This is a genomic window from Streptomyces sp. NPDC087859, from assembly GCF_044742595.1.
Lineage (GTDB): Bacteria > Actinomycetota > Actinomycetes > Streptomycetales > Streptomycetaceae > Streptomyces > Streptomyces canus_F.
On record NZ_JBIUUU010000012.1, the window covers coordinates 54,271 to 70,254 of the forward strand.

Consider the following 15,984-nt stretch of genomic DNA (forward strand, 5'->3'; position numbering starts at 1 on the left):
TGCGCCGGGACATCAGCGGGCGGGCATGGCCTACAAGATCCGGACCGGGATCTCCTGGCGTGACCTGCCGGAACACTACGGTCCCCGGCAGACCGTCTACACCCGCTTCCGTCTCTGGACCGGCCGAAAAAGGGATCAACAGGCCGGACGAACCGGACGATCACGCCCTCGGCCGATCCAGAGGCGGACTGACGACCAAGATCCATCTCGCCTGCGACGGGAAGGGGCGCCCGCTCGCCGTCCTGGTGACACCCGGCCAACGGCACGACAGTATCTGCGCGCGACCTCCTCTGGAGCGCATCCGGGTCCCGCGCACCGGCGCGGGCTGCCCCCGCTGCCGGCCTGACCAGGTCATCGCCGACAAGGCCCACAGCTCCCGCCGCTTCCGCGCCGACCTGCGCAAACGCGGCAACGGACACACCACCAACCATCTATCTGGCCGGGCTGCACATCACCGGCATCTTCCTCTGGTACGCCCTGTGATCCGTTAGCTCAGGTGATGTTGTGCCCAATCGGAGACACCGCTCAGCCGGGCGGCGGCTTTGACAGGGTCTCCGTCTCGGGTGGGCTGGCCCACCTCGAAGTCGTGGCCGGTCAGGCCGCTTTCGTCCTCGACGATGTGAGCGATGCGATAGGCCAGCTCCATCACCGCCAACGCCGCCGGACCCGAATGGCGGTAAGCGACCTCGATGTGGGCTGTGTCCCCGCAGTAGTCGAGCTGTACGCGTCCTGGCGGGCCAACCGTCTCAAGGGTGAGGCTATACAGATACTCCTCGGACTCGACAGATCCGATGTCCCGCCGGACTCGGCCCAGGATCCGGTCCCACTCATCCCGTTGCGCGTCGGTAAGCCGGAGCAGCGGCAGGCCGGCATCGGGATCAAAGCCGGCGTTGAGGCGATCAAGCGTCTCCTGAAGCGTCAGGCCCGGCTGCACCCGCACGAGCATGATGTCGTAGGTCACCGGGCGAATCTACGCAGCCCTCCGCTCCTCGGCGACACCATTGACCCAGCCTCCAGAACTGCTCGGTCTTCCAAACGAGACCGCCTGGCGCTAGCGGGTGCGGATCACACCTCGTCGGAGCCGATTGCGGCGTTCAGCGCGCGCAGAGCGTCTTCGTATTGGTGACGGTCGAACTGGAACGGACCGAATGCCGCGTACTCCCGGGTTTTGCGATGGGGTTGCTCGAAGGAGTCCCACACGACGAGGTCAGCTGTGGTGGTGATGCGGGCCATGAGAGGCCAGCACCCCCACTCGCCACATTCACAGCCGAGAACGGGTGTCTTCGGCCCCATCGTTTTGGTGGACCGTCCGAGGAAGTGGTCCTGCATCGGACCGAATGGGAAGAACTGTGGGATCAGACCACCATAGGCGTCGCCTGCGGGCTGCATCCGGGCAGCGATCTCGAAACTGTCGATCAGCTCAGTGAGTGATGCTCCATCGATGCGGGGGACGATCACGAGCACGCCACCGTCGCCGCGTTGCTGGCACTCGAAGCGGATCTCATTGCTGGTCACTCCGTAATTGTCTCAGCGAAGCCGTTCCCTCCTCCCGGAAGGGTTGAACTGCTGCTATGCGCGGCATGGCGAGGTTGATCGCCGTGCCGCCGGAAGTTCGTCGGTCCACTTGAGCAAGCTTGTCTTCGGCGCCCGCCAGACTGACCCGGAGTCCTTCGACCTGCCCGAGCCAGCCCTCGCGCTCGGCCTCGGCGATGCGGGCAACGAGGTTGCCGTGGATCTCCTCCAACCGGCCGCGCTGGGCCGGGGATTTCCGCGCTGGCGACCTCGACGCGCTGGAAGAGCTGGCCCTGGAACTCGGTGCGGCCAAACCGGACCATCAGTCAGGCGACGGACCCAGACGGGTACTCCTGGATCCGGCTGGCCACGCCTTCTGCCTGACGCCTTCTCCCGTCGTACCGCAGGAACCATGAACCGTCACGATCCCGCAGGCTCTACGAGTCAACCTGAGTAGCGACGGGCTCACTACAAGAGCAGGCAGAAATGTTCCAGATGTGAGCATCCGGCTTGTCGGTTGCGATTCCTCTCTAACTTGATCGGATGCTCAAAACGTTCCTCATCAACGTGCTCCCGGTCGTCATCGCCGTGGTCGCCATCGCTGTTCCCACCTGGATTGGTGTCCGGCAGACGCGGATCAGCCAGCACGTGAACAATATTCAGGCGATGATCACTCTGCTCGACGAGTTCCGGTCAGCCGAGTTTCACGACCAGCACGACTACGTGTGCAACCGTCTTCAGCAGGAACACGACCCGAGTGAGGGAGTGCGCGGGCTTCCCGGCGAGGCGAAGGCGGCCTTCTGCAATGTCGTGTACTACTACCAGTCCTTCGCCACCCTGACCGTCTTCCAGCTCGTGGACGACAAGTTGTTTCTTCCGCTTCTACGTCACCGGATCATGAACGTCTGGAGGGCCACCCAGCCATTCGTAGAGCGAGAGCGCGAGCTGCGAGGAAGCGACAGCTCATACCTCTCAGCGTTCCAGGAACTCGCCCGCCGGACGGCCGAACTGCCCGTCACGTATATCCACGACCGCATTCTCGACACCCGGCGCAACCGGCGAAGGTGGTTCTCCTTCTGGACAAGCCGCCGACGTTCCGCACCGGACAGCATGTGATCCGGGGCCAGCACAGGTACGGCAATACCGCGATGCGTACTGAGCCTGACTCGACGAGCTCAACCTGAGTAGTCCCCGGTAAGAGGGCGCGCGGCCATGAGAGGTACTCGGGGTCTGCTTCCCGGCCGGTTGGGGGTCAGTCGACGGGGTCTTCGGTCCATACGAGCATTCCGGGGAAATCCGGGTCCCTGTTGGTTACTTCCCACTCGTCGTCGCCCGGCAGTATCGCGATCCAAGGAGGCGGTGAGGCCAGCACGTTCCCGACGATGTCCAGGGCACTGGTGAAGGAGCGCCACAGGGGATCACGTTCCCAGGCGAAGCCCTGCTGAATGTCCCACTCGCCGAGACGGCCTGTCCTGATGTCGACCAGGAGCTGGATAACGCTCAACGTCGCGATCGGGACGAGGAATGGCTTATCTCCTGCTGTGAGGTTTTTGTCATCGGGTGCCGCGTACTTCAACCAGTCCGCACGATTCTCGAGGATGTCCTCGACGCTCAGTAGCGTGAACCCGGGCGGGATGATCACGGTCAGTCCTGAGCCGTTGTGACGCAGAAGTGAGCGTTCGACATCCTCCGGCAGCCGTCCGCCGAGAGACTCGTACAAGGCATCCAGGTCTGCGCGCGTACACGGGGCCGGCAATGGGTCTTCCTCCGGCGCATGCTGGGCTATCCAGCGTTCGATCTTGCCCCACGACTCCTCGACACTCACGCACCCTCCTCAACCCGGCCAGAGGCCAAGGATCCCAATTCATCAACGGCCAGGACAGCCAACGGAGTTCAAAGACGGCTTGCAAATGAGGATCACTCAACGTTCGCTGCGACAGGTCCTTCCTGTGCGTGGGGGCAAAGGAAAGGGAGGTGTCCTGCAGGGGGATGCCGGGAGTGTCTCCAGGCGTCGCGTTCTCGCGGTGACGGGCTCCCCTCCATCGCCGTCACCGGGGTTGCCCGGGTAGTGCAGAGGGCGGCTGCCGGGCCACCGCGACCGCTCGGTGGGCTGGGCGGCGCTCTCGACGCCTCCCTCGCCCGGAGCCGCGGGGCGGGGAGCGTGCCGCGGCCGCCCGATGCACGCGGCGCGTGGTCGACGCCCCACTCGCGGCCACGCCCTTTCCTCAAGGCCGCTCCCCCTGGTGTGGGCGCCGATCCCACAGGGCGGGGGAATCCCGGTGGTGACGTGATCGACGTCCTCGCCTACTTCAACGCTGGAGGAGTACGCAAGAGGCCCGGCCGGGGCCATCCTGAAGCCGCCAGGGGCCTTGTGTCGTGTCTTCATCGCGTGATCCGCGTTCCCGCCTCTCCGAAGAGTCCGGGCCAGGTGCCGGATGGCTTTCACCGACACCACCGGACCACTGCGGTCAAGGAGTAGAAAGCACTGCCGTCAGGGCCGGACGGCCCTAGGAGGGCCCTTCCCGTCGAACGCGCTGTCCTTCGTGCGCGCGGAGGTCACGTCGTCAGGCGGACGGCCAGCAGGACCACGTCGTCGTGGAAGGCGTCGGAGGGGGCAGTACGGTCGCCGCGTATGGCGTGGTACCAGCCGAGGTTGTTCAAGGCCTTCGCCTGTCCGGCCCGGTGTTCGGCGGTCGGAAATTTTCAAGTGCCGGTATGAGGTGGTATGCGGATTCGGGTCCGTAGCGGTACTCCTGGCCGTACGCCATGGCGATCGTGGTGCGGGTGTGGCCTTGGCCGACCCAGTCGTCGATGCGGCCGTAGAGACTGAGGTCCTGGTCGAGGTGGCGGTGGGCGTCGTCGAGTTCGAGCAGCCGGATGTGCGCGGGGGTGAGACCGAGGTGGGCGTGGGCCCTCCCTCCCTCGTCGGGCAACCGTCGGACGGCAAGAAGGCCGGGACGCTGGCGCAGTTCGTTGCTGTAGTGACGTGGCTTGGGGTCTCTCAGCTTCTGTGGTGCTCTCCTGGGGGCGAATTCCCGGAGGGTGCAACGGGCTTCCCGTCACTCTTCCCCGGTGGGGAGCCGGACGGTGAACGTGGTCGATCCGGGGCCGCTTTCGAGTACGACGCTTCCGCCGTGGGCCTCCGCCACCGCCGCCACGATGGACAGGCCGAGACCGGTGCCGGTGCCCGCGCCCTCGGTGCGGCGCCGGTCCCCGTGGGTGAAGCGTTCGAAGACCTTGGGCCGGATGTCCGCGGCAACGCCCGGTCCGTCGTCGTGGACCTTCAGTGCCGCCACACCGGCATCGGTCCGCAGGGAGATGGTCACCGTGCTCCCGGGGGGTGTGTGCAGACGGGCGTTGGCCAGGAGGTTGGCCAGGACCTGGTGCAGCCGGTGGGCGTCGCCCGGCACCGTCACGGGCTCCTCGGGCAGTTCCAGCGTCCAGCGGTGTCCGGGGCCCGCGGCCTGCGCGTCCGTCACGGCGTCCAGGACGAGACGGGTCAGGTCGACGGGACGGCGTTCCAGCGGGCGGCCGGCGTCGAGGCGGGCGAGGAGCAGCAGGTCGTCGACCACCTCGCCCATCCGGGCGGCCTCGGCCTCGATGCGCTCCAGGGCCCGAACGACCTTCTGCGGTACCGGGTCCGGGTGCAGCAGCGCCAGTTCTGCGTGACCGCGGATCGACGCCACGGGCGTGCGCAGTTCGTGGCTGGCGTCGGCGGCGAAACTGCGCAGCCGTTCCTCGCTCGCGTGCCGTTTGGTCAGCGCGTCCTCCACGTGGCCGAGCATCGTGTTGAAGGCGCTGGCGACGCGTCCCACCTCGCTGCGCGGGTCGCTCTCGGGCGCGCGCGGCGGCAGGGCCACCTCGCCACTGGAGAGCGGTAGTTCACTGACCCGGGTGGCGGTCGCGGCCACGCTGATGAGCGGGCGCAGCGACCACCGCACCCACAGCGCTCCCGCGACGCCGGCGACGGCGAGCGCCGCGCCGAAGACGATGGCGGCGACCAGTTCCAGCCGGTGGACGGTGGCCTCCACGGACTCCATGGGCAGCCCGGTGATCAGGACGTCGCCGTCCCTGCCGCGGGTCGCCATCATGCGGTAGTCGCCCAGCGAGGAGAGGTCCGTCGTGTGTCCCTCGCCATCGGCCGGCACTTCTGCGAGCTCCCTTCTTTCCTGGGGACCGAGCGGTACGGTCACCGTGCCCGTCCCGCTGCCGGACGGCACCACCGCGGCGTTGGTGACCGTGTCGCCGACCAGCCGGGCACCGAAGGTTCCGACGGCCTGGCGGCGGGTGTCACCGTCGGGGCCCTCGTCTCCGTCGTGGTCGGACGGCAGCGTCCCGCCGTGCTCCAGGCTCGCCGGGAAGCGCACCCCCGCCTCACGCAACTGCTGGTCGAGACGGCCGGTGAGAAAGCCGTTCAGCTCCACCACCGCCGCCACCCCGACGGCCGCGCAGCTGACCGCGAGCAGCACGACCAGGCCGGCGGTGAGCCGCGCCCGCAGCGTGTGTGGGCGCGGCAGAGGGGGCAGTCGGCGACGTGGCCTCACCGGGTCACCGGCTTGAGCACGTATCCGGCACCCCGCACCGTGTGGATCATGGGTGGGCGGCCGGCGTCCACCTTCTTGCGCAGGTAGGAGATGTAGAGCTCGACGACGTGGGCCTGCCCGCCGAAGTCGTAGGACCACACGCGGTCGAGGATCTGCGCCTTGCTCAGGACGCGACGCGGGTTGCGCATCAGCAGGCGCAGGAGCTCGAACTCCGTCGGGGACAGCTCGATCAGTTCGCCGCCGCGGGTGACCTCGCGCGCCTCCTCGTCCATGACGAGGTCGCCGACGGCCAGCCGCGGACCGTCCTCCGTCTGGCGGGCCATGCCGGCGCGGCGCAGCAGTCCGCGCAGGCGGGCGACGACCTCCTCCAGGCTGAACGGCTTCGTCACGTAGTCGTCGCCGCCCGCGGTGATGCCCGCGATGCGGTCCTCGACGGCGTCCCGTGCGGTCAGGAACAGCACACACACGTCGGGCCGTACGGCGTGCAGCGAGCGCAGCACGGCGAAGCCATCGGTGTCCGGGAGCATCACGTCGAGGACGACGGCGTCGGGCAGCAGTTCGCGTGCCTCGGCGACGGCCGAGACGCCGTCGCCCGCCGTGCGGACCTCCCAGCCCTCGTACCGCAGGGCGCCGGAGAGGACCTCCGCGAGGTCGGGGTCGTCGTCGACGACGAGGACGCGGAGCGGGGCGCCGTCGGTCCGGGTCAGCGCGGGGCGGGCGGAGCCACGGGGGCGGTGGGCGTTCATCTCACGTACCAGGATGCCGCCTCGCCGCGTTCGGGGCCGCTCCCCGGACCTCTGAGTTCGCTCTGAGTCCGCCGTGCGGCCGGACCACCGGGTCGACCTGTCCACCTGCGGCGGGGCCGCGCCGCAGGCCGCGCGCTGAGAGCGGGCTCAGAGGTTGCGTCGGCACAGTGGCCTCCCGCACGGCCGACGGTCGTACGGACAGCCGAAGGGACCCACGGATGACGACGGCATACGCGCAACGAAGGGTCGCCCCCGCGCCTCCCGCGCCGCGGCGCTCCCCCGCGGGCCCCGTGCTCGCCGTCCTGTGGGGCGGGGCCGCCGCTGTGATCGCTCTGTGGTGGCACGACACGGGGTCGGTCGTGGGCGCCGCCGGGTGGCTGACCGGGGCCGGACGGATCGCGGGACTGCTGAGCGGGTACGCGTGCGCCATCCTTGTCGGTCTGATGGCCCGTGTCCCGCTTCTGGAGCGGCGGATCGGGTCGGACCGGGTGGCGCGCTGGCACGCGATGGCGGGCCGCTACACGATCTGTCTGCTGGTCGCCCACGTCGTGCTGATACTTCTCGGGTACGCCGCCCAGGACGGCTCCTCGGTCCTGGACGAGACGCTCACCGTGGTCCTGGACTACCCGGAGATGCTCAAGGCCACCGCCGGTACCGTCATCCTGCTCGCGGTCGGGCTCGTCTCGGCCCGGGCGGTGCGCCGTCGGGTCAGCCACGAGTTCTGGTACTACGTGCACCTGCTCACCTACGCCGCGGTCTTCCTCTCCTTCGGCCACCAGCTCGCCCTGGGATCCGACTTCACCGGCAACGGGCCGGCCCAGGCCGCCTGGTACGCGCTGTATCTGGGCGTAGCGGCCCTGGTGGCGTGGTTCCGGATCCTCGCTCCAGTACGGCTCAACGTGCGTCACCGGCTGCGGGTCGACTCCGTGCGCCAGGAGGCGCCAGGTGTGTACTCCGTCGTCATCCGTGGCCGGCGGCTGCACGAGATGCGTGCGCGGCCGGGGCAGTACCTGCGCTGGCGGTTCCTCACCGAGGGCATGCGCTGGACCTCCACGCCGTACTCCCTGTCGGCGCCGCCGCGTCCGGACCTGCTGCGCATCACCGTCAAGGCACTCGGCGACCACAGTGCCGCCGTCGCCCTGCTGCGGCCGGGCACCCGCGCGTGGGCGGAAGGCCCCTACGGAGCGCTGACCGCCGAGCGGCAGACCTCGCACAAGTCGCTGCTGATCGCGGGCGGTGTCGGCATCACACCGCTGCGGGCCCTGTTCGAAACGCTGCCCGGCGACGTCACCCTCCTCTACCGCGCCCACACGGCCGAGGACCTCGCCCTGGGCGGCGAACTGGAGGCCATCGCACGCTGGCGTGGGGCAAAGGTGCTGTACGCGCTCAACGGGCCGCACGGCGAGCGCCCCGACCTCACGGCACCCTCCCTGCGCGCGGCGGTGCCCGACCTGGATGCCCACGACGTGTACCTGTGCGGCCCGCACGGGTTCGCACGAGACCTGTACGAGGCGCTGCGCAGCGCCGGGGTTCCGGACCGCCGTATCCACCACGAGTCCTTCGAGCTGTGAGGCCGTCTTGCACACGTTGAGGAAGAACCGTCCGCTACGCCGCATCGTGCTGGCGGGTGCCGCGACCGTCTCCGGGATGGTGCTGCTGCTCTCGCTGAAGCCCCACACGACGCCGGCCGTCGCCGGGGTCGCCACCGTTCCCGCGCCGTCCAGCAGTTCGAGCGGAACAAGCGGCTCGAGTGGCTCGGCCACGGGCACCGGGACCCGCACAGGAGCCTCGGTCCAGACCCGCTACGGCCCCGTCCAGGTCCGCGTCACCCTGAAGAACGGGAGACTCACCGACGTCACCGCGATCACCTACCCTCAGGAGAACCCGAGGGACCAGCAGATCAACGCCTACGCCATCCCGCAGCTGACCAGAGAGGCGCTCACCGCGCAGAGCGCCGACATCGACACCGTCTCCGGCGCCACGTACACCAGCGAGGGCTACCGCCAGTCGCTCCAGTCGGCGCTGGACTCCGCGAGCCGCTGACACCTGTCTCGCCGTCGACCGGGACCGTGCTTCGCGACACCTCGATCTGCGGCGGAGCCTTCACCGCGGCCTGCATCCCAAGCTGGGTGGCAGAGGACCGCATGCCGAGCCGCCCGTAAATGCTCAGGCTCCGAGTCATCGAGCAATGCCGACGCTCTCTCGCACGCTGGATCTTCCCGGTCCGCGCAGGCAATGTGCCTCACCTGCGGGCCTGCACTCCAGGCCCGCGGCGAGACCTCATCGCCCCTCGGCGTTCAGCCGGTCCGTCACCTGCCGCGGCCGGCTCCAGCCCGGGACGGCAGCACCGGCCCGGGCGGGCGGCAAGCAGCCCGGCGCTGGTGGCCTGTCAGGGATCTCGTCCGTCCCCACGCTCATGGCCGTCCGCGACCGGAGTGTCCTGTACTCACGGCCGGGCGCGCTGCCGCCGCAGGTGCTGGAGGAGCTCAAAGGCAGGATCCGGGCCGTCGGCATGGAGGACGTGCGCCGGCAGCCCGCGGGCTCGGCGGGAGCGAGCTGACGCCAGGTCACCCGGCGTCTCCACGGGAGGCCCGGACCGCACCACTCAGCGGTTGCGCAGAGCGGCGAGCGTCGTGTCCAGGTCGGCCGCGCGCGGGCGGTTGTGGGGCAGCTTGCCGAGTACGACCGCCATGCCACACGTGTTCGTGAGGGCGGAGAACACCAGGCCACCGGCGATGGCGGCAGCGAGGAGCTGGAAGGCCGGATGCACGAGCAGGCCCAGAAGGAGGCCGAACAGGACCAGACTTCCGGCGGTGAAGCGGACCTGGCGTTCCATGCTCCAGCCCGCCCGCGTGTCGCAGACGGGCGGTGTCTGCAGGTCATGCCCCTCGGCGGCCCAGGCGCCGGTGCCGCCGACGAGCGTGGCGGCGGTGACACCCTGTTCGGCCAGCAGTTTGCAGGCACTCTCGGAGCGCGCGCCGGAGGCGCACACCACGAGGACGTCACCGCGCTCGGCGGCGTGCCGAATCTCCGGCAGCGCCTTCCGGATGCGGCCGAGGGGGACGTTGAGGGCACCAGGCAGATGGCCGGAGGCGTACTCGGCGGGGGTGCGCACGTCGATGACGGTGAGTTCATGGAGCCGGGTGCGGGCCTGGTCGGTGGCGAGGGCGACGGGGGTGGGTGAGCTGGTCATGGCAGGAGTGATCCTTAAGGGGCGAGATTTTTTGATGGTCGACGCCGTCCCGAACCACGACGTAATGTACCCCTAGGGGTATTTTTTCTAGGAGTGATCGTGGAACTGGAGCTTGAGGGTGCGGACCTGAAGTCCGTGCTGAACCGGCTGCGCCGGGCGCAGGGGCAGATCTCCGGTGTGATCCGGATGATCGAGGAGGGACGGGACTGCGAGGACGTCGTCACGCAGCTCGCCGCGGCCTCCCGCGCACTGGACCGCGCCGGTTTCGCGATCATCGCGACCGGCATGCAGCAGTGCATGACCGACATCGAAGCCGGCCGCAAGAACGGCGAGGACGCCCAGCAGATGCGCGCCCGGCTGGAGAAGCTGTTCCTGTCCCTGGCATGAGCGCTGACACCGGTGCGGCCTTCACAGGGCGGCGTCGATCAGCATGAAGGCCGCCACGACCAGCAGCACCAAGGCGAAGATCCGCTGCAGTGCGTGCGCGGAGACCTTCGAGGCCAGCCGTTTCCCGTCCCAGGCGCCGAGGACCGCGGCCCCGACGAACGGCCCGACGACCGCCCAGTCCAGCTCCTCGACCGTACCGGCGCGCGTCATCAGCGCAGCCATCGAGTTGACGGTGATGACCAGCAGGCTGGTGCCCACCGCGTTCCGCATCCGCATGCCGAGCACGCTCACCAGAGCCGGTACGGCGAGGAAGCCACCACCGACACCAAGGACGCCGGTGACCGCGCCCAGCCCGGCACCCGCGGCCGCGGCCCGGCCCGGCCGTACCGGCACGATGGTGTCCGCGTGCGGGCGGGTCCGCAGCATGCGGAGCGCGGCCGCACCGGCCACCACCGCGAAGGCCGCTGTCAGCGCGGCCGCCGGAATGTGTCCGGCGAGCGCGCCGCCGAGCATCGCCGGGCCGGTCCCGGCCGCCGCGAACAGCAGCCCCGTGCGCCAGCGGACGTGCCCGTCGCGGGCGTGCGCGGACATCGCGGTGGCCGAGGTGATGGCGACGATGACCAGGCTCGCGGTGGTGGCCGCGACCGGGGTGAAGCCGAGCAGGTAGATCAGGGCGGGGACGGCCAGCACACTGCCCCCGCCCCCGAGCGCGCCGAGCGCCAGGCCGATGACCGCCCCGGCAATCAGGGCGAGAAGGAGAGCACTCACGCGACGACGCCGTTGCGGCCGCGAGAGTCCACCACCGGCAGCCCCGCTCCCGCCCAGTCCTTCATGCCGCCGATCACGTCCACAGCCTCCGCGCCGCGGGCGACGAGTATCTCGGCGGCCTGCTGGGAGCGGTTGCCCGAGCGGCAGATCACGATCAGGGACCGTGCCTGCGCGTCCGCGGGCAGCCCGGCCCCCGCGACCAGCGCGGACAGGGGCAGGTGCACGGCTCGGGGGGCATGTCCCGCCTGCCATTCGTGTAGTTCGCGGACATCGAGCAGCACGGCATCGCCGCCGGCTGCGGTGCTGCCGTGGCCGGTGCGCGCGGCCGCCTCCCGGGCGGTCAAGCGGCCCGCGCCGCCCCGACTTCGTCGGAAGATGCTCATCCTGGTTTCTCGCTCCTGTTTCCCATGTCGGTTGGTCAGATCGGCCGGGACTCCGCGGCGTCCGGCCCCGTCAGGCGTTGCGCACGGTGAGTCCTGTCTTCTCGGCCGCGTCGAAGGAGTCGTCCACGGCGACGACGGCACGGCCGGTGGCGTCGAGCAGGGACGCGGCGATGGCGGCGCGCATGCCGCCCGCGCAGTGCACCCACACCTCACCGGCGGGGATCTCTTCGATGCGGCGGTGCAGGGCGTGGAGCGGGATGTGGACCGAGCCCTCGACCTGCCCGTCGGCCCGCTCAGAATCCCGCCGGACGTCCAGGACGACGACACCCTCTGCCGGGAGACGACCGGCGAGGTCGGCAAAAGTCGCACGGCGGAAGGAGGCCGGTAGCCCGCCCTCGGGCACCCAGTCCTTCGGCCCGCCGATCGCCGCGGCGGCCGGACGGTCGATGCCCACCCGGACCAGCTCGCGCTGAGCGGCGGCCAGTTGGCCGGGCGACTCGGCGAGCAGCGTGACCGGCTTGCCCCACGGAATCAGCCAGGCCAGATAGGTCGCGAGCTGACCTTCGGCCTCGAAGTTGAACGAGCCGGAGACATGCCCGGCGGCGAAGGCGACACGGTTGCGCAGGTCAACCACCCACTCCCCCGCGGCCAGCCGGGCGGCGATCTCCTCGGCGTCCGCGAGGGCGGGCGGGGTCAGATCGACGGGCTCCGGACCGGCGGCGTTGGCGGGTCCCATGTGCGTGTAGTAGGCGGGGATGTCGTCCAGGCCGGCCAGGAGGTCGGCGACGAAGTCGTCCACGTCCCGGGTGAGTGCCGCATTGGAGGCCTTCTCCTTGCCGATGGTGGTGTCGCCGCCCTCTGTCTGAGCGGAGGAGCAGAAGCTGCCGAAGCCGTGCGTGGGCAACACCGCCGTCTCCTGGGGCAGTTCGGCGGCCAATCGATGCGCGGAGGCGTGCTGGGCCCGTGCGAGGTGCTCGGTCAGTCGCGGCTCGACGAGGTCGGGGCGGCCGACGGTGCCGATGAGCAGCGAACCGCCGGTGAACACCGCGACCGCCGTGCCGTTCTCCTCCAGCACGTAAGAGGTGTGGTGCGGGGTGTGACCGGGTGTGGCCAGGGCACGCAAGGCCAGCCCGGCGTCGGCGTCGACCTCCGCGCTGTCGCCATCGTGGACCGGTACGCGCTCGAATGAGACCCGGGCGCCGGCGGGGACGAGATACGCGGCGCCGACGACCCGGGCAAGTTCCAGCCCGCCGGTGACGTAGTCGTTGTGGACGTGTGTCTCGAAGACGTGGGATATCCGCACCCCGCGCCGGGCGGCCGCCGCGATCAGCTGGTCGACGTCGCGGGGCGGGTCGACCGCCACCGCCGTTTGCGCGCCGCCCGCGAGATAGCTCCGGTTGCCGAGTCCCGGCACCTCGATCGTGTCGACGAAGAACACGAGGTACTCCCTTCCAGTGAAGAATTACCCCGGGGGGTATACGTTCGACGGTAGCATGAGTACCCCCGGGGGTATTTTCAAGGGCAGGGAAAGCCCACAGAAACGAGAAGGGCCACGCCATGCGCTACGACCGCACCGTGCACCTCGACACCGACTTCGCCATCACCGTGGACCGGGTCCGCGAAGCCCTCGCCGAGCAGGGCTTCGGCATCCTCACCGAGATCGACGTCACCGCCACGCTCAAGGCGAAGCTCGATCACGACATGGAGGACTACGTGATCCTGGGCGCCTGCAACCCGCCCCTGGCCCACCGCGCCCTGGAAGTGGACCGCTCCATCGGCCTGCTGCTGCCGTGCAACGTGGTCGTCCGCTCCGACGGCGCCGGCACCGTCGTACAGGCCCTCGCACCGAACACGATGGTCGCCCTCACCGAACTCGACGCCCTGCGTCCGGTCGCCGAAGAGGCCACCCAACGCCTCGACGCCGCCCTCACCTCCCTCACCACGACCGACGTGACCACCTGACCTCCGAGCCCGTATCGGCCGCCGGGTGCAGGCAGCCGGCCTGACACCCACGAACCCCATGGGCACAAGCCCCCGCTGGGCAGCGCGCGAAGCGCGGACGGTGACACTTCCCCCGGCGCCGCACGTGCACGCCACGCCGCGGTAGACGATCAAGACCTGCAGCCGCCGACACTCATAGGCGTCGGCCGGGCCGTTGAACCAGTCGGCGAGCTCTCTACCGGTGGCGTGGCACTCCGTGAGGCTGTCGAGGCCGAGCCATCTCGCGATCCAGGGCCCGGAGCCCTGCGGCAGTCCCGCGGACGTGGTGACGCCGGCGAAGTGGATACGCCCTGCGGACACCGGCCGCCCGTCACCACCCCCGACAACACCCCGCCGAAGTCAGTAGGCTTCGCCCGGCACGGACACGACGGGGGTTGAGGGCATGAAGTCCGAAGAGGCACCACGATGGGCGTCGGCACTCGACAAGGTCGTGGTCTACGCGCAAGGCGCACTGTGCAGCCGTCTGGCGCGGGGCACAGTGCCGTCCGGCGGCCGGGTGCTGGTGACGGGGCTGCCCCGCTCCTTGGACGCCGGCTCGGTGCGCGCCCGCGTCGTGGGCGACTCCGGTGCACATGTCACCGAGGTGCGCGTGGAGGTGACCGCCGAGCCGTCCGGCCCGGAGCCCTCCGACGGCTTGCGGCAGACCATGGAACAGGTTGACGACGCGTGCGCCTCGGCCCGAGGACGGCGCGACCGGCTCCTCCAGCGGATCAAGGAGATGACCGATCTCCACCCCGTCCCCCCGGCCCGAAAGCGTGAGGACCCGCACCGCCGCACCCCTGCCGAGGCTTGGCTGACACTCGCGGACTTCGTCGACGAGCGGCTGACGGGCCTCCACGACCGCCTCGCCGCACAGGAGGAGGAGCTGCTCCGCCTCGAGCACGATCTCGCCGTCGCCACGGACCGCTGGAACCGGGCCTCCACCGACACACCGTCAGGACAGCTGCAGACCACGGTCTGCGCGGCCCTGGGCCTCGAGGGAACCGGCGAGGTGCAGCTGGAGATCGAGTACGCGGTCCCGGGCGCCGTGTGGGTACCGGCCTACCGGCTTTCCTACCGTCAGGGTGACGGCAGCGGCGCCCTCGTACTGCGCGCCTCCGTGGCCCAGCGCACCGGCGAGGACTGGACCGGGGTGCGCATCGCCCTGGCCACCGCCGACCTCACGCGCCGGACCGAGGTGCCGCGGCTGCGCTCGCTGCGGATCGGACGCCGCCAGCCCGCCCCCGAACCGGCCGGGTGGCGTGCACCCCCGCCCGGACTCGCCGACCTCTTCACCCCGTACGACGCGGCGGGCCCACGCCAGACTCCGTACGCTCTACCGGTAGCCGTCGGGTCGGCTCCCCCGCCCGCCACCGGCGCCCCCGTACCTCCTCCTCCCGTCCCCCTGCCCCCGGCCGCACCGGCCTACGGCGGCCCGCCACCCGCGCCCGCGGCCCCCGGTGGCTACGAAGCGATGCCCGCCTTCGCACAAGCCGACGCGATGCCCGCCTTCGCACCGGCGGCACAGCGCCGACCCGGCGGACCTCCGCGCGGCGGCGCACCCGCAGCCGCCCCGGCCGCACGACTGGCAGCATCGTCGGGTCCCCTCCCACCCGCGCCGGCCGCCGGTCCTCCGCAACCCAGCGGCGCCGAACTCGACTACGCCGCGCTCATCCTCAACGGTCCCGACGAGCCCGCCGATCGCAGGGGCCGGCTGTTCCCCGCCGCAGCCTTCGACCCGGTCGCGGTCGAACACCGCCGACGGGCCGAAGCGGTGGCCGCGCTGCCACTGCCCGGCCACGCCGCGCGGCCCCGTGCCTCAGCGGGATCCTTCGACCACCGCTACGACGCCGTCGCCCGCGCCGACGTTCCCTCGGACGGCACCTGGCACACCGTCACCGTGACCGAGATCCCGGTCGGTCTGCGCACCGAGTACGTCTGTGTTCCGTCGGTGGAGCAGCGGGTGTACCAGACCCTGGTGCTGTCCAACGCGACCGACCAGGCGCTGCTCGCCGGTCCCGTGGAGGTCGGCGTCGACGACGACTTCGTTCTGACCGCCGCCCTGCCCACCCTCGCCCCGGGCGGCGTCCGCCGGATGGGGCTCGGACCGGCGGAAGGCATCCAGGTCACCCGGCGCACGAGCCTGCAGGAGTCGACGGCAGGGCTGCGCAACAACATCAGCGTGCTCGACCACGGCGTCCACGTGGAGCTGGCCAACCGTCTCACCAGACCCGTCACCGTCGAGGTCCGCGAACAAGTACCGGTCACCTCCGAAGCCGACGTACGCATCGAGGAACGCTCCGACTGGACGGTTCCCCCGGACGACGAGGGGCCCGATCACCTCGGCCCGGGCACCCGCGTGTGGCGCGTAGACCTGCCCGCCGGAGCCACCGCCGCCCGCCACGGCGGCTACGAGATCCGCATCCCGGCCGCGAAGGCCCTGGTCGGCGGCAACCGCAGGAGCTGACAGA

The 15,984-nt window shown here is 70.4% G+C and carries 19 protein-coding genes and 1 pseudogene; 9 read left to right on the plus strand and 11 right to left on the minus strand.

Translation table 11 applies throughout. The features are described 5' to 3' along the window. Nucleotides 1-22: 22 nt before the first annotated feature. Nucleotides 23-410, plus strand: a pseudogene (locus ACIOHP_RS28650) (transposase); the annotation flags it as partial. Between the two features lie 77 nt (nucleotides 411-487). Here ACIOHP_RS28650 and ACIOHP_RS28655 read toward each other — a convergent pair. From ACIOHP_RS28655 to ACIOHP_RS28665, 3 genes are all read right to left on the minus strand, one after another. After that, nucleotides 488-961 carry a hypothetical protein gene (locus tag ACIOHP_RS28655; protein ID WP_401891954.1) on the minus strand — a complete coding sequence of 158 codons (474 nt, stop codon included), beginning with the start codon at nucleotides 959-961 and terminating at the stop codon, nucleotides 488-490. Nucleotides 962-1,065: 104 nt separating this feature from the next. Then, the gene (locus ACIOHP_RS28660; RefSeq protein WP_401891956.1) at nucleotides 1,066-1,515 is read right to left on the minus strand and encodes a hypothetical protein; all 450 of its coding nucleotides are present in this window, start codon (nucleotides 1,513-1,515) and stop codon (nucleotides 1,066-1,068) included. After that, the gene (locus tag ACIOHP_RS28665; protein ID WP_401891957.1) at nucleotides 1,502-1,744 is read right to left on the minus strand and encodes a hypothetical protein; all 243 of its coding nucleotides are present in this window, start codon (nucleotides 1,742-1,744) and stop codon (nucleotides 1,502-1,504) included. The genes ACIOHP_RS28660 and ACIOHP_RS28665 overlap by 14 nt, the downstream gene beginning before the upstream one ends. Here ACIOHP_RS28665 and ACIOHP_RS28670 point away from each other — a divergent pair. Beyond that, a complete protein-coding gene (locus ACIOHP_RS28670; protein WP_401891959.1) occupies nucleotides 1,710-1,928 on the plus strand; it encodes a VOC family protein in 219 nt (72 codons plus the stop codon). The genes ACIOHP_RS28665 and ACIOHP_RS28670 overlap by 35 nt on opposite strands. A gap of 127 nt (nucleotides 1,929-2,055) precedes the next feature. Next, nucleotides 2,056-2,628 carry a hypothetical protein gene (locus ACIOHP_RS28675; RefSeq protein WP_401891960.1) on the plus strand — a complete coding sequence of 191 codons (573 nt, stop codon included), beginning with the start codon at nucleotides 2,056-2,058 and terminating at the stop codon, nucleotides 2,626-2,628. Between the two features lie 136 nt (nucleotides 2,629-2,764). Here ACIOHP_RS28675 and ACIOHP_RS28680 read toward each other — a convergent pair whose 3' ends face one another. The 4 genes from ACIOHP_RS28680 to ACIOHP_RS28695 all read right to left on the minus strand — a co-directional run bounded on the left by ACIOHP_RS28680 (nucleotide 2,765) and on the right by ACIOHP_RS28695 (nucleotide 6,802). Beyond that, nucleotides 2,765-3,337 (minus strand): SMI1/KNR4 family protein, encoded by a 573-nt coding sequence (locus ACIOHP_RS28680; protein WP_401891962.1) that lies wholly within the window; start codon nucleotides 3,335-3,337, stop codon nucleotides 2,765-2,767. An 832-nt stretch (nucleotides 3,338-4,169) separates the two neighbouring features. Next, a complete protein-coding gene (locus ACIOHP_RS28685) occupies nucleotides 4,170-4,445 on the minus strand; it encodes a hypothetical protein (protein ID WP_401891963.1) in 276 nt (91 codons plus the stop codon). A gap of 126 nt (nucleotides 4,446-4,571) precedes the next feature. Beyond that, on the minus strand, nucleotides 4,572-6,056 hold the full coding sequence (locus ACIOHP_RS28690; RefSeq protein WP_401891965.1) for a sensor histidine kinase: 1,485 nt from the start codon (nucleotides 6,054-6,056) through the stop codon (nucleotides 4,572-4,574). Then, complete coding sequence (locus ACIOHP_RS28695) at nucleotides 6,053-6,802, minus strand: response regulator transcription factor (RefSeq protein ID WP_401891966.1); 750 nt, start codon at nucleotides 6,800-6,802, stop codon at nucleotides 6,053-6,055. The genes ACIOHP_RS28690 and ACIOHP_RS28695 overlap by 4 nt, the downstream gene beginning before the upstream one ends. Nucleotides 6,803-7,020: 218 nt before the next feature. On the opposite strand from ACIOHP_RS28695, the gene ACIOHP_RS28700 reads away from it, so the two are divergent. The 3 genes from ACIOHP_RS28700 to ACIOHP_RS28710 all read left to right on the plus strand — a co-directional run bounded on the left by ACIOHP_RS28700 (nucleotide 7,021) and on the right by ACIOHP_RS28710 (nucleotide 9,362). Further along, entirely contained in the window at nucleotides 7,021-8,373 is a 1,353-nt protein-coding gene (locus ACIOHP_RS28700) for a ferric reductase-like transmembrane domain-containing protein (RefSeq protein WP_401891968.1), read from the plus strand. Between the two features lie 7 nt (nucleotides 8,374-8,380). Then, nucleotides 8,381-8,845: an FMN-binding protein gene (locus ACIOHP_RS28705; protein ID WP_401891969.1), complete on the plus strand. Its 465-nt coding sequence runs from the start codon at nucleotides 8,381-8,383 to the stop codon at nucleotides 8,843-8,845. Between the two features lie 373 nt (nucleotides 8,846-9,218). Next, nucleotides 9,219-9,362 (plus strand): hypothetical protein, encoded by a 144-nt coding sequence (locus ACIOHP_RS28710; protein ID WP_401891971.1) that lies wholly within the window; start codon nucleotides 9,219-9,221, stop codon nucleotides 9,360-9,362. Nucleotides 9,363-9,407: 45 nt separating this feature from the next. Here the strand turns inward: ACIOHP_RS28710 and ACIOHP_RS28715 are convergent, their stop codons facing one another. Beyond that, a complete protein-coding gene (locus ACIOHP_RS28715; protein WP_401891972.1) occupies nucleotides 9,408-9,995 on the minus strand; it encodes a rhodanese-like domain-containing protein in 588 nt (195 codons plus the stop codon). 99 nt (nucleotides 9,996-10,094) lie between these two features. Here ACIOHP_RS28715 and ACIOHP_RS28720 point away from each other — a divergent pair, with 99 nt between their 5' ends. Continuing rightward, nucleotides 10,095-10,382, plus strand: a complete 288-nt coding sequence (locus tag ACIOHP_RS28720) for a metal-sensitive transcriptional regulator (RefSeq protein ID WP_361556590.1) — start codon at nucleotides 10,095-10,097, stop codon at nucleotides 10,380-10,382. A 21-nt stretch (nucleotides 10,383-10,403) separates the two neighbouring features. Here the strand turns inward: ACIOHP_RS28720 and ACIOHP_RS28725 are convergent, their stop codons facing one another. The 3 genes from ACIOHP_RS28725 to ACIOHP_RS28735 form a co-directional block, all read right to left on the minus strand. Continuing rightward, a complete protein-coding gene (locus tag ACIOHP_RS28725) occupies nucleotides 10,404-11,150 on the minus strand; it encodes a sulfite exporter TauE/SafE family protein (RefSeq protein ID WP_401891973.1) in 747 nt (248 codons plus the stop codon). Next, entirely contained in the window at nucleotides 11,147-11,533 is a 387-nt protein-coding gene (locus tag ACIOHP_RS28730) for a rhodanese-like domain-containing protein (protein WP_401891975.1), read from the minus strand. Before ACIOHP_RS28730 ends, ACIOHP_RS28725 begins: the two co-directional genes overlap by 4 nt. Nucleotides 11,534-11,603: 70 nt before the next feature. Next, nucleotides 11,604-12,971 (minus strand): rhodanese-like domain-containing protein, encoded by a 1,368-nt coding sequence (locus ACIOHP_RS28735; protein WP_401891976.1) that lies wholly within the window; start codon nucleotides 12,969-12,971, stop codon nucleotides 11,604-11,606. A 119-nt stretch (nucleotides 12,972-13,090) separates the two neighbouring features. Here ACIOHP_RS28735 and ACIOHP_RS28740 point away from each other — a divergent pair, with 119 nt between their 5' ends. Continuing rightward, entirely contained in the window at nucleotides 13,091-13,495 is a 405-nt protein-coding gene (locus ACIOHP_RS28740) for a DUF302 domain-containing protein (protein ID WP_401891977.1), read from the plus strand. Between the two features lie 421 nt (nucleotides 13,496-13,916). After that, nucleotides 13,917-15,980 carry a DUF4139 domain-containing protein gene (locus tag ACIOHP_RS28745; protein WP_401891978.1) on the plus strand — a complete coding sequence of 688 codons (2,064 nt, stop codon included), beginning with the start codon at nucleotides 13,917-13,919 and terminating at the stop codon, nucleotides 15,978-15,980. The last annotated feature ends 4 nt before the right edge of the window (nucleotides 15,981-15,984 follow it).